Origin of the sequence: Sphingomonas sp. J344, from assembly GCF_024700005.1 — a bacterium.
Taxonomy (GTDB): Bacteria; Pseudomonadota; Alphaproteobacteria; order Sphingomonadales; family Sphingomonadaceae; genus Sphingomonas.
In genome coordinates this window covers 635,786-649,183 of sequence record NZ_JAJONB010000002.1, presented here as the reverse complement: position 1 = coordinate 649,183, position 13,398 = coordinate 635,786, and the positions used below count along the sequence as shown (strand labels likewise).

General features: G+C 65.1%; 10 protein-coding genes and 1 pseudogene. All 11 read left to right on the top strand.

All coding sequences use genetic code 11. The features are described from left to right. Window positions 1–64: 64 nt before the first annotated feature. The 11 genes and pseudogenes from pip (at window position 65) to LRS12_RS19195 (ending at window position 13,360) form a co-directional block, all read left to right on the top strand. Window positions 65–1,048, top strand: coding sequence for a prolyl aminopeptidase (gene pip / locus LRS12_RS19250; RefSeq protein ID WP_257846075.1), 984 nt, complete (start codon window positions 65–67; stop codon window positions 1,046–1,048). Then, window positions 1,017–2,432, top strand: a complete 1,416-nt coding sequence (locus tag LRS12_RS19245; RefSeq protein ID WP_257846074.1) for a peptide MFS transporter — start codon at window positions 1,017–1,019, stop codon at window positions 2,430–2,432. Before pip ends, LRS12_RS19245 begins: the two co-directional genes overlap by 32 nt. A gap of 260 nt (window positions 2,433–2,692) precedes the next feature. After that, complete coding sequence (locus tag LRS12_RS19240; RefSeq protein WP_257846073.1) at window positions 2,693–5,044, top strand: TonB-dependent receptor; 2,352 nt, start codon at window positions 2,693–2,695, stop codon at window positions 5,042–5,044. Between the two features lie 72 nt (window positions 5,045–5,116). Further along, window positions 5,117–7,519 (top strand): S9 family peptidase, encoded by a 2,403-nt coding sequence (locus tag LRS12_RS19235; RefSeq protein ID WP_257846072.1) that lies wholly within the window; start codon window positions 5,117–5,119, stop codon window positions 7,517–7,519. Window positions 7,520–7,572: 53 nt separating this feature from the next. Continuing rightward, complete coding sequence (locus LRS12_RS19230; RefSeq protein ID WP_257846071.1) at window positions 7,573–8,661, top strand: dipeptidase; 1,089 nt, start codon at window positions 7,573–7,575, stop codon at window positions 8,659–8,661. A 9-nt stretch (window positions 8,662–8,670) separates the two neighbouring features. Next, window positions 8,671–9,141 (top strand): Lrp/AsnC family transcriptional regulator, encoded by a 471-nt coding sequence (locus LRS12_RS19225; protein WP_257846070.1) that lies wholly within the window; start codon window positions 8,671–8,673, stop codon window positions 9,139–9,141. Between the two features lie 113 nt (window positions 9,142–9,254). Then, window positions 9,255–10,270: pseudogene (locus tag LRS12_RS19220) on the top strand (DUF1611 domain-containing protein). 246 nt (window positions 10,271–10,516) lie between these two features. After that, window positions 10,517–11,266: a dipeptide epimerase gene (locus LRS12_RS19210; protein WP_308223061.1), complete on the top strand. Its 750-nt coding sequence runs from the start codon at window positions 10,517–10,519 to the stop codon at window positions 11,264–11,266. Further along, a complete protein-coding gene (locus LRS12_RS19205) occupies window positions 11,233–12,213 on the top strand; it encodes an amidohydrolase family protein (RefSeq protein WP_257846067.1) in 981 nt (326 codons plus the stop codon). The genes LRS12_RS19210 and LRS12_RS19205 overlap by 34 nt, the downstream gene beginning before the upstream one ends. Then, a complete protein-coding gene (locus LRS12_RS19200) occupies window positions 12,210–12,881 on the top strand; it encodes an amidohydrolase family protein (RefSeq protein WP_257846066.1) in 672 nt (223 codons plus the stop codon). Before LRS12_RS19205 ends, LRS12_RS19200 begins: the two co-directional genes overlap by 4 nt. After that, window positions 12,878–13,360 carry an Lrp/AsnC family transcriptional regulator gene (locus LRS12_RS19195; protein ID WP_257846065.1) on the top strand — a complete coding sequence of 161 codons (483 nt, stop codon included), beginning with the start codon at window positions 12,878–12,880 and terminating at the stop codon, window positions 13,358–13,360. Before LRS12_RS19200 ends, LRS12_RS19195 begins: the two co-directional genes overlap by 4 nt. The last annotated feature ends 38 nt before the right edge of the window (window positions 13,361–13,398 follow it).

Sequence of the window (13,398 nt, the reverse complement as noted above, 5' to 3'; positions counted from 1 at the left end):
TTGACTCCGACCACCGAACCGCTGAAACAATACACATCTGTATTGTTTGTCTTTGGGTGGTAAGATGCTCGGATCCGAACTGCGCGGCCTGTATCCGGAGATCGAACCCTATGCGAGCGGGATGCTCGACGTAGGTGACGGGCATCAGCTCTATTATGAGCGCGTCGGTACGCCTGGCGGCAAGCCGGCGGTGTTCCTGCATGGCGGACCGGGCGGCGGCTTTTCGCCTTCGCACCGCCGTCTGTTTGACCCCAGCCGCTACGATGTCCTGCTGTTCGATCAACGCGGGTGCGGACAATCCGCGCCGCATGCCGGCATCGACGCCAATACGACCTGGCATCTGGTTGCGGATATCGAGCGCCTGCGCGAGCTGGCCGGAGTGAAGAAGTGGCTGGTGTTCGGCGGATCATGGGGATCGACGCTGGGGCTGGCCTATGCGCAGACCCATCCGGATTGCGTCAGCGAACTGGTGCTGCGTGGGATCTTCACCGTGTCGCGGGCCGAGATCGACTGGTTCTACCGCTTCGGCGTGTCGGAGGTGTTTCCCGAGCAATTCGCGCGGCTTCAGGCACCGATCCCGGAGGCGGAGCGCGGCGATCTGGTCGCCGCCTATCGCCGCCGCCTGACCGGCGACGACGCGGCCGCGCAGGTCGCGGCAGCGCAGGCGTGGACGCGCTGGGAGTGCGAGACATCGACCCTGCTCCCCAGTGCGGCGATGGACGCGCTGTGGCGCGATGAGGCCTATGCACTCGCGTTCGCCCGGATCGAGAACCACTATTTCACCCATGGCGCCTGGCTGGAGGAGGGGCAGTTGCTGCGCGAGGCGCATCGGATACGCGACATCCCCGGCGTCATCGTGCACGGTCGCTACGACCTGCCATGCCCAGCGACCTATGCCTATGCGCTGCATAGCGTGTGGCCGGAGGCGGAGTTTCACCTGATCGACGGTGCCGGCCATGCCTATTCCGAGCCGGGGATTCTCGACCAGTTGATCCGCGCGACCGACCGCTTCGCCGATGCCGACGCAGCCGACTGGACGGATATCTGACGCGATGGTCGTGACATCGCCCGTTCGCCCGCGCGATACCCTGTGGGGTCATCCCAAGGGACTCGCCTATCTGGCCTTCGCCGAGGCGTGGGAGCGGTTTTCCTTCTACGGCATGTCCGCTCTGCTGCTGCTCTACATGCTCCAGCATATTCTGACGCCGGGAGTTGCGGAGAGCGTGCTCGGCTTCTCCGGGTTGCGCGCGGGGATTGAGGGGCTGACCGGCCCGCTGTCCAATCAGGCGTTCGCCAGCCAGATGTTCAGCCTCTATACCGGGCTGGTCTATTTCACCCCGATCTTCGGCGGATTGCTGGCGGATCGCTGGCTGGGTCAGCGGCGCACGGTGCTGCTCGGCGCGGTGCTGATGGCAATCGGTCATTTCCTGATGGCGTTCGAAGGCAGCTTCCTGTTCGCCATCGTGTTTCTGATCGCGGGGACCGGGTGCCTCAAGGGCAATATCTCGGTCCAGGTCGGCTTCCTCTACGGCGCCGATCAAGGCGCACAGCGGACGCGCGCCTTTGCGATCTTCTCGGCGGCGATCAATGTCGGCGCATTGCTCGGCCCGTTGCTGTGTGGCGTGCTGGCACAGCTCTATGGCTGGCATGTCGGGTTCGGCGCGGCGGGTGTGCTGATGCTGATCGCGCTGGCGACCTATCTCGGCGGCTGGCAGCATCTTCCCGCCGATCGCAGGCGGCAGCGGGATGTGTCGGCGCATGCCCCGCTCAGCGGCGACGATTGGCGACGCGTCGCTGCGTTGCTGTTCCTGGGCGCGATCAGCATCCCGGCCTGCGCCGCCTATTTTCAGGAGATGAATGCGGGCCTGTTGTTCATCGACGCATCGGTGAATCGGACCTTGTTTGGCTGGGCCGTGCCGACGGCGTCGTTCAATGCGCTCGACGGACTGTTCTGTATCCTGGCCGTGCCGGTGCTGATTGCGCTGTGGCGCTGGCAGGCGCGGCGCGGTGGTGAGGCGGGCGAGATGGCGAAGCTCGCCATCGGCTATTGCATCATCGCGGGCGCGAACCTGATGATGATGGTGCCCGCCGGCTGGGCTGATCGGGGCGAGAGTGTCGGGGCAATCTGGCCGGTGCTGCTCTACGGGCTAAACGCGGTTGGCTTCACCTTCTACTGGCCGACCCTGCTCGCGCTGTTCTCGCGCGCCGCGCCTAGCCAGATCAATTCGACGATGATGGGCACGGTGTTCCTGTCGGTGTTCCTCGGAAATCTGCTCGTCGGCCATGTCGCGACCTTGTGGGAAAGGATGCCGCATGCGCAGTTCTTCGCGCTGAACGCGGCGTTTGCGGGCGGGGCGTGCGTTGTCATGCTGCTCGTCGCCCGACCGATTTCGCGGCTGCTGACTGCCAGGATTTCCGCAGGGAATCGGTGAAATTTCGATGACGGTTTATTGACAATACATTGATGTATTGTAGAACGACTCACACGGGGGTTTGAGAGGACTCCAAAGGCGGCGGGGATCGTCAGGCTACAGGCACTGCAACTGCGCGGACACCGTTCGCGCGGACCGGACGATCTCGCCCGGACGTCATGATTACCGTTGCGTCGCAACGGCTTGTATCGGCTCAACAAGAGGAGGTTTGTGTGGCACTAAGGGGGTTATTGCGACCTTGGTCGCAGGCGTTTCGACGCTTGGCTTCGGTTCGGCAGCTGCCGCACAGGGATGCTCCGGTCGCGGCGAGCGAGGTCGAGGAAGTCGTCGTCACGGCCCGCTTTCGGCAGGAATCGGTTCAGGATATCGGCGGCAGCGTCACGGCGCTGGGCGGCGACGATCTGCAAAAGTCCGGCATCGTCGATTTCGAGGATCTGGCTGGCCGGGTCGCGGGCGTCGAGATGCTCGATCGCGGCCCGAATACCAACGAAATCAACATCCGCGGCGTGACCAACAGCACCCAGGTCTCCGGCAACGCGCTGCAGCCGCTGGTTTCGATCATGGTCGATGATGTTTCGGTCGCATCCTCCTCCGCGTCGCAGCGCGACTTCAACTTCTTCGACTTCGATCGCGTCGAAATTCTGCGCGGGCCACAGCCGACCTATTTCGGCGAAGGCGCAATGGGCGGCGTGATCCGCTATTTCGCTGCCGACCCCGATCTCGACGGCAAGACCTTCTCCGGAACGTGGAGCGGCGGCGCGAGCGTCACCGATCATGGCGGTTTCAACTATCGCGTCGAAAATGCGTCGAGCTTGATCCTCGTCCCAGGCAAGCTGGGGATCCGCGCGATCGGCTTCTACCGCAAGGATGACGGTTATATCGACAATCTGGGGCTCAACCAGAAGGACATGAACGATTTCGAGTCCTATGGCGGCCGCGCGATCATTCTGGCCAAGCCGACCGACGAACTCACCATCCGCCTCGCCGCGCATTTCGGTCGCGACGATATCGGCGAGTTGAACTTCATCAATCCGTCGACGATCGGCGACAGTGTCGGAAGTGAAGACCTGATCGCGCCGTCACTCAGCCTGATCGACGGGCTGAACCAGGACGATTTCGAGCTGTATAGCGGCAAGATCACCTACAATTCCGGCCCGATCACGCTTGAATCCATCACCGGTCTCTACCATCGCCGCCGTCAGGCCGAGACGTTCAGCTCGGCTTACACCTATGGGTTTCAGGGGTTCTTCAACGCCTTCCCGCCGTTCAACACGGCGAGCAACCTGTTGTCGTCAGACCTGACGGCGATCGCCCAGACGCGGAGCAGGGAGCGCGCCGTCTCGCAGGAGTTCCGCTTCGTCACGGATTTCGACTCGCCGCTGAATATTGTTGCGGGCGCGTATTTCCAGGACACCAGGTCGACCGCGACCGCGCTGGTTTCGGGTGACGGCTACGCCAACATCACCGACACCGGATCGACCGAGATCGAGCGCAGCACGACCCAGACCGACACCCGTCAGTTCTCGGGCTTTGTCGAGCTGAGTTATGCCGCTTCGGATCGTCTGCGGCTGTTTGCGGGTGCGCGCTACGTCAATGAGAAGGTAACTGCGACCCTGGTCGAGTCCTTCGTCATCGGCATTTTCTCGCCGATCTTCACCAACCCCGGTGACATCTTTGCGCCGGTCTATTTCCCGGTGCCCAATGATGTCGACGCACTGAACGCGCCGGGCGGCCCGGGCACCAGCTTCGATTTCAAGCTCAACACCTTTCTGCCGCGCGTTGCGGTCGAATATGACGTCAACGATGACGTCATGATCTATGGCACGCTGGCCCGCGGCGTGCGCAATGGCGGGCTCAACAGTCCATTCTCTGCACTCGGCTTTGGCCCGGTGGGGTCTCCGGCGTTCAACGACGCGCTGACCTATGACCAGGACGATGTGGTGACGGGGGAAATCGGCGTGAAGTCACGCCTGATGAACGGTGCCCTGACGCTCAACGTCGCGGCCTTCTATTCCGACTTCGACAATCCGCAGATCGGGATCAGCAACCCCGGCGCGCTGACCGCCAACGGGCCGCAGCTGCGGATCTACGGGATCGAGGTCGAGAGCAGCTACAAGGCCAGCCGCAACCTGTCGCTGTTCTTCAGCGGCAACCTGACCGAGGCCGGCTATAGCGAGGGAATGTCGGTGTTCGCCGTCGCCGGCGCGCCTGCCGACTATCAGGATCTCGCCAAGGGCAATCGTCCGCCCAACGTGCCAAAGGTGTCCTTCTCGACCGGCGCGGACTTCAACACGCCGCTGGACGGCGACGATCTGGCGCTGACCGGTCAGGTCGCGTTCCAATACATCGGCGAGCGCGAAACCTTCCCGCAGAATTTCGCGACCGGCAAGCTGGGGAGCATGGAAATGCTGAACCTGCGCGTCGGGCTGGAGCGGAAATGGTGGTCGTTGACCGCCTATGTCACCAATGTGCTCAACGATCTGGAGCTGCAGGCGACGACCATCCCGACCAGCTCGGCGCGACTGGTCAACGGAGTGCTCGACGGTCCGCTCTCCTCCGCCTTCATCAACCGACCACGCACGGCTGGCCTAACCTTCACCGTGCGCTACTAGGGATGCTCCTACTGGCGGCGGCCCGTGCTTGCGCGGGTCGCCGTTCCTTCTGACAGGCCGAGGATTGTATCGATGCTGTTCGATGTCGGGCGTAGTGTTGTGGTCGCAGTGATCGCAGTCGGCCTTGCCCTTACGCTCCCAGCGGCAGCGCAGACCGACGCTCCCGTAACCGCAGCCGATATCGAGCGCGCGTCGCAATTCTACCCCGCCAATGTCCGCAAGCTGGTGCGCAACGCCGCGCCGATGCCCAACTGGATCGGCCAAAGCGACCATTTCTGGTACCGGCATGAGGTTGAGGGCGGCGTCCGCTTCGTCACCGTCAACGCCGCGACCGGAAAGGCCGAGCCGTCGTTCGATCACGCGAGCGTGGCCGCGATGCTGTCGCGCGAACTGGGCCGCGCGGTCGCACCGATCCAGCTGCCGTTCGGCGCGATCAGCTACTCCGCTGACCTCAAGACCGTTACCTTCACCGCCGACAAGCGGACCTTCGCGTGCAACCGCGCGGCGACCCGATGCAGCGACACGTCCGCCGCTGCCACAGACCCCGCGACCGTAGCGTCGCCGGACGGGCGTCGGGCATTGTTCGAGCGCGACCATAATCTCTGGCTGCGCGACGTCACGACCGGCGCGGAACGGGCACTGACAAGCGATGGAAGCACCGACTTTCCCTATCGCTACACCGCCTACAAGACGACCTTTGTCGAGGAACGGCGCGGGCAGGCGCAGCCGGTCTATCCCGGTGCGACCTGGTCGCCCGACGGGCGTTATATCCTCGCCATCCGCACCGACGATCGCGGGGTGAAGACCGCACCCTATGTCACCGAATTTCTTCCCCCGGACGCGCCGCGCCCGATCGCGCACCAGATGCCGATGCCGACCCCGGCAGACGCGCCGGAGAAGCGCTATCACCTCGTGCTGATCGACCTCAAGGACGGTGGCACCGTGCCGGTCGATGGCGGGGCATTGGGGTTCAACGACTATGCCCCCTATTGGGCGCTGGTCGGCGAGCCGGGCTGGGATATCAGCGATAACACGCTCTACCTCGCCACATCGACGCGCGATTCCCGCGCACTCGGGCTGGTCGCGGTCGATCTCGATAGCGGCAAGAGCCGGACCGTGGTGGAAGAGCGTGACGCGCAGTTCCTCAACCTCAACCCGTTCGACTATCACGTCCCCAATGTCCGCCTGCTGGCGCAGCGCGATGAAATCCTGTGGTGGTCACAGCGCAGCGGGTGGGGGCATCTCTATCGCTATGACGCAAAGACCGGCGCGCTGAAGAATGCAGTGACCACCGGCGACTGGTCGGTGTTCGATATCGTCCATGTCGATGAGGCGGCGGGGCTGGTCTATTTCACAGCGGGCGGGCGCGAAGCGGGGCGCAATCCCTATTACCGCCACCTCTACCGCGTCGGGCTCGATGGCGGCACGCCGGAGCTGCTGACGCCCGAGGACGCCGATCACAGCTTCACCAACTATCCCGCGCGCGGCCTCAACGGCCACTGGGATACGCCCGCCGCGCGGATGTCGCCGAGCGGGCGCTACATCGTCGATACGCATTCGACGATCGCCGCACCCCCGGCGACGGTGATCCGCGCAGCGAATGGCCGGCTGGTCGCGAAGCTGGTCGAGGCGGACGCCAGCGCGCTGCTGGCGACCGGCTGGACGCCGCCCGAGCGGCTGGTCGCGAAGAGCACCGACGGCAAGCACGACATTTACGGCGTGCTGCTCAAGCCGACCAATTTCGATCCAACGAAGCGCTATCCGGTGATCGAGCAGATCTATGCCGGGCCACAAGTATCGTTCGCGCCACAGGGGTTCACCGACGCGCTCGCAGGTCGCGCCGCCTATATGCAGGCGCTCGCCGAACTCGGCTTCGTCATCATCGTCCAGGACGGGCGCGGCACGCCCCGGCGGTCGCGCGATTTCCATATGTCGCCGATGGCGGACGAGGATCCGATCGCGCTGTCCGATCATGTCGCGGGCATCCGCGCTGCGGCGCGCACCCGGCCCTATCTGGACCTCGACCGCGTCGGGATCACCGGCATCTCGTTCGGCGGCTATGCCTCGGCACGGGCGATGTTCCTGTTCCCTGATTTCTACAAGGCGGCGGTGTCCATCGCCGGGCCGCATGATTACCGCACGATGATTTCGTCGATTTCGCTCGAGCGATTCTTCGGCGTCCCGGGGGAGCCGGGCGACAGCTACACACGGGTCGACAATCTACACCTCGCCGACCGGCTTAAGGGCAAGCTAATGCTGGTCACAGGCGATATCGATCAGAATGTGCCGTTCAACCAGACCGTCGCGCTGGCGGATGCACTGAACAAGGCGGGTAAGGACTATGATCTGGTGCTGATGCCCAATGCCGCGCACGATGTCGGCTATCAACCCTATGTAGCGCGGCGGCTCGCGGGATATTTTCTGCGCCATCTCAAGGGGCAGGAACCGGTGCCGTTCGCGCAACCGTCGAAATAGATCTGGCCGATGGAGATTGACCCGTGACGATTGACCTAAACCGCCGCGGCATGATGAAACTCGCAGGCGGCGGGTTGTTCGTTGCGGCGACGGGAGCCCCGACCTCCGGATCGGCGACGCAGCCCGCCGCGGCTCCCTCCACCACCCCGATCGTCGTGGACGGGTGCAGCCCATCGGCACCGACCGCCCATTATCTGTCGCTGTTGCGCAAGGGCGGCGTGGACAGCTGGAGCGTCTCGATGCTCCCGACCTTGCTTCAGATGTCGGCGCTGCACGAATTCGTCGACAAGCATTCCAAGGAGGTTGGGATCGCAAAGACCGCAGGCGACATCCGGCGGTTGAAGGCGGAGGGTAAGATCTCGCTCACCATCGGGTGGCAGGAAGCCGATCTGTTCGCGATGAAGGGCGAGAGCGATTGGTGGTCGAAACCCCCCAAGACGACGATGCGGCTGTTCTACGAAGCCGGGCTGCGCGTCGTCGGGCTGATCTACAACCTCACCAACCAGTTCGCCGGGGGCTGTCTCGACCCGCATATCGGCCTGACCAAGGCGGGTCGGGTGATGGTCGCGGAGATGCAGAAGCTCGGCATCCTCGTCGATGTCGGCGGGCATATGGGCGAACAGTCGAGCCTCGACGTAATCGCGATGGCTGAGCGCCCGGTCGTCGCCACCCATTCCAACCTCGCCGCGCTCAACCCCAATCCGCGCAACACGTCGAATCGCGTGATCGAGGGGATCGCGAAGACCGGCGGCTTGTTCGGGGTCAGCGCGATTGACCCGTTCATGAGCTGGAGCAGCACGGACGCGGGCAAGCGCACCCAGCCCAGGGTCCGCGCCAATGTGAAGCGTTATGTCGACGAGCTGGACTATCTGAAGAAGCTGGTGGGCGTCGACCATATCGGCATCGGCGGTGACTTCACCGTCGGCTCGACCTCGAAAATTGTCCCCGACGAGTCCTTCGCCTTCCCGCCCGAAATGACCTATGTCCAGGACCCGATCCAGTATGCGCAGGGGTTCGAGGATATCTCGAAACTCCCCGCCGTGCGCGCCGAGATGGTCGCGCGCGGCTGGCGCAAGGAAGAGATCGACAAGGTGATGGGCGAGAACTGGATGCGCGTCTATGCGGCGACCATCGGTGCCTGACCTCCGCTGATGGCGCGCCCGCTCGACCGGCTGGACATCAGGATCATGGCCGCGCTGGAACGCGACGGGCGGATGACCAAAGCGCAGCTGTCGGAGGTGGTGGGTCTGTCACCCACACCATGCGGTGCGCGGGTCGCGAAGCTCGAAACGGCGGGGCATATTCGGGGCTATCACGCCGACGTCGCGGTCGAGCGGGTCACGGGACTCACGCGCTTCACCGTGATCGTCAGTATCCGGGAATGGACACCCGACGCTGCCCGGCGGTTCGAGGAACTGGTCGCGGCCATCCCGCAGATTGCCGAGTGCGATGCGGTGTTCGGGGCAGTCGATTTCGTGATGACCGCCTATGCCGCAGACGAGAGCGATTGCCGCGCGCTGCTCGCGCCACTCGATGCGATCGGGCTCGATTGCACGTTGTTGCCGGTATCGCGCGCGGTGCGTGCGCCGCACGACGTGTCGCTGACGACGCTGCTGGAATGACGACCCCGACCGACAGGCGAAGCTGCTGTTTCGGCGGGCTAATTCAGACGCAATTCCGGGGCGCTTTCCGCTAGCTGAGGTGGCGCGACCCATAGTCGAAATCGAGGAATGAAATGATCGAGCTGCGCAAACCCTATGTCCTGTTCGTCGGCGATGTCGTCAAACCGCTGCACGCCAAGACCGGTTTCGGTATCCGCGACTGGGCGCGCGACGCTTGTCTCGGCCAGTATCGGTTGAGCGATCAGGCCGCCGACCTGGGCCTGCCAGACCTCGATGTCGCGACTGCCGTCCGGAAGGGTGCGGGGTCGCTGGTCGTCGCGGTCGCGCCGGTCGGCGGACAGATCCCGGCGGCGTGGCACGCGGCGCTGGTGGCCGCGGCGCGCGGCGGGCTCGACATCGTGAGCGGAATGCACACCCGGCTTGCCGAAGTTCCCGGTCTCCCCAATGCGGCGCAGGCAGCGGGCGCGCGGCTGATCGACGTTCGCGTGCCGCCGGCCGATATCAAGACCGCCACCGGCCGCAAGCGCACCGGCAAGCGCATCCTCACTGTCGGAACCGATTGCGCGCTCGGCAAGAAATACACCGCGCTCGCGCTGACCCGGGCGTTGCGCGACGCCGGTGCGGATGTTGATTTCCGTGCGACCGGCCAGACCGGGATCATCATTGCGGGCGCGGGCATTCCGATGGACGCGGTGGTTTCCGACTTCATCGCGGGTGCCGCCGAAGCTCTGTCGCCCGACGCCGCCGACGATCATTGGGACGTGATCGAGGGGCAGGGGCGATCCATCACCCCGCCTTTGCCGGGGTGACGTTGGGCATCATTCACGGGTCGCAGCCCGACGTGCTGGTGCTGTGCCATGAGCCGGGCCGCACGCATTTCCATTCGATGACCGACTTCCCGGTGCGTTCGCTGACCGAGGTCGCCGAAACCTGCCTCGCCGCCGCGCGGGTGACCAATCCGGAGGCGCGGCTGGGCGCGGTCAGCCTGAACACGGCGAAGCTCGACGATGCCGCCTGCGCCGACGCACTGGCGCGCGCCAGCGACGAGATGGGCGTGCCTGCCTTCGATCCGATACGCACATCGATGGATCGCGCGGTCGCGTCGATCCTGGGGCGGCCCTATGACTAATCGGCGCTGCGCACTGCATATCGCAATCGAGCATTTCCCCTTCATCGCGCCGTTCCGCATCGCGGGCTATGAGTTCGACGGGCAGGACGTCGTCGTGGTCACGCTGACCGATGGCGAACATGTCGGACGCGGCGAGGCGTCGGGCGTCTATTATCTCGACGAAACCCCCGACCGGATGATCGCGCAGATCAACGCGCAGCGCGACCTGATCGAACGGGGGTCAGCCGCGAGGGGCTGCGCGCGGCGATGTCGCCGGGCGGCGCGCGCAACGCGGTCGATGCGGCGCTGTGGGATCTGGAGGCGAAGCGCAGCGGCCAGCCGGTGTGGCAGCTTGCCGGCCGTGCCGCACCCCGGCCCCTCGCCACCACCTTCACGCTCAGCGCGGACGACCCCGACGCAATGGCGGGCCGAGCCGCGTCCTATGCCGATGTCCCGCATATCAAGATCAAGCTGACCGGCGACCTGCCGCTCGATAGCGCCCGGGTGCGCGCGATCCGCGCGGCGCGGCCCGATGCGTGGCTGGGGGTCGATGGCAACCAGGGGTTTGTGCGGAAGGATCTGGTGCCGCTGATCCGCATGTTGGCAAAAGAGCGGGTCGCGCTCCTGGAACAGCCGGTGCGGCGCGGGCGCGAGGCCGATCTCGACGGCATCAAATGCGCGATTCCGGTCGCGGCGGACGAAAGCGTGCTGACGGCCGGGGACATCCCGCGCCTCGTCGGGCGGTTTAGCGTCGTCAATATCAAGCTCGACAAGTGCGGCGGCCTGACCGAGGCGTTGGCGATGGCTGATGCCGCCCGGCTGCATGGCCTCGACGTGATGGTCGGCAACATGGTCGGATCGAGCCTTGCAATGGCCCCGGCCTTCATCCTCGGGCAGCGCTGCGACATCGTCGATCTCGACGGCCCGATCTTTCTGGAGCGTGATCGCGAACCGTCGGTGAGCTATGTCGGCGGTCAGGCGTCGTGCCCACCCGAACTATGGGGCTGGCCAGCATGAAATGGTCGCGGTTCGCATGGGGTGGCGCGGCGATGCTGCTGCTCGGCGCGGCACCGGTCCCGGCCTATGACATCGTCATCCGGGGCGGGCGCGTACTCGACGGGGCGGGGAATCCCTGGGTCCGCGCCGATATCGGCATCAAGGACGGCAGGATCGCCCGGATCGGTCATATCGCCGCGCGGGGCGCAAAGGAGATCGATGCCACCGGTCGCTATGTTGCCCCCGGCTTTATCGACATGATGGACCAGTCGGGCAGCGTGCTGCTCATCCACGGCGCGGCGGAGAACAAGCTGCGCATGGGGGTGACCACGCTGATCGGCGGGGAAGGGGGCACACCGGTCCCGGCGGACGCGATCCCGCGCTATTTCGACGACCTCGCGACGCGCGGCATCGCGGTCAATTTCGGCACCTATTACAGCGCGACACAGGCGCGGGTCGCCGTGATGGGCGATGGCGCAGGCACCCCGACCCCGGCCCAGCTCGACGCGATGCGTGCGCTGGTCGATCGTGCGATGCGGGCCGGGGCGTTCGGAATCAGCACTGCGCTGATGTACCCGCCCGACCGTTTCCACGCGACCGAGGATTTGGTCGCGCTCGCCAAGGTCGCGGCGCGCTGCGGCGGCTTTTACGCGACCCACGTGCGCGACGAGAGCGCGCGTCTGCTGGACAGCGTCGACGAGGCGATCCGGATCGGAGAGGACAGCGGGGCCAAGGTCGAAATTTTCCATCTGAAGGCCGCCTATGCTCCCGGCTGGGGTACGCTGATGCCCCAAGCCATCGCTCGCATCGCCGCAGCGCGCGATCGGGGGTGGATGTCGCGGCCGACCTCTACCCCTACACCGCCGCCGGCACCGGGCTTGAGGGGACCGTGCCGGGCCATGTCTTTGCTGGAGGGTTCGAGGCGGGCCTCGCGAAACTGCGCGACCCCTCGCTGCGCGCCGGGTTGAAGCGCGATGCCGCTGCCGGATCGATCCCCAGCTGGTCGAGCCTGGTCGAGGCGGCGGGCGGGTGGCAGAACATCGTCCTTGCCAATTCGCATCAGCCGCAGACCGCTCGCTTTCACGGCAAGAACTTCGTCGAGATCGGCGCGGCGCTGAACAAGGATCCTGCGGACGCGGCATGGGACATCATGCTCGCCGCGCTGCCCGAACGCGCGTTCGCCCTCTACTTCGTGATGGATGAAACCGACATCGACGCCGCGATCCGTCAGCCCTGGATCAGCATCGGCAGCGACGGCGCGGCAGCCGCAGTGCTGGGCGAGCTTGACGGGATGGGCCTGCCGCATCCGCGCTCCTATGGCACCTTCGCCCGAGTGCTCGCCGATTATGTCCGGAAGCGGGGCGTGCTGTCGCTGGAGGATGCGGTGCGCAAAATGACCTCCTGGCCCGCGCTGCGCATGGGCCTGTCCGACCGTGGGCTGTTGCGCGAAGGGCTGCGCGCCGATGTGATCGTGTTCGATGCCGATGCGGTCGAGGATCATGCGAGCTGGACCGCGCCGATGCGACCCGCCACCGGCATCGCTGACGTCATCGTCAACGGTGTCCTGACGCTGGATCAGGGGCGGCATACCGGCGCACGGGCGGGGATGGTGCTGCGTCACCGGTGCGGGACATGAGATCCGAGCCGCTCGACTCGATCGACGTTCGGATTCTCGCGACGCTTGCGCGTGATGGCCGGATCAGCAAGGTCGACCTCGCAGCGGACATCGGCCTCTCGCCGACCCCCTGTGCGGTCCGGATCGAGAAGCTTGAAGCTGCAGGACATATTCGCGGCTATCATGCCGATCTCGACATCGAACGACTCGGCAATCTCAGCCAGTTCATCGTCATGGCCAGCGTCCGGGACTCCACGCCGGAAAAGACCGCGCAGTTTGAAGCGATTCTTGCCGCCACCCCGAACATCGTCTCCTGCGACGCCGTGTCCGGGGCAGCCGACTACATGATGCGGATCTTCGCACGCAACGTGCGCCATTATCACGAGACGATGGCACCGTTCCTCGCGATGGAGATCGATTATACGACCTATCCGGTTTCAAAGGCCGTCAAGGATCGCACCGGTCTCGATCTCCAGCAATTGCTCGGCGTTCAGTACTAGGATGTGTCGGTGCCGGTCAGCTGGGCCCTCGGAATCGT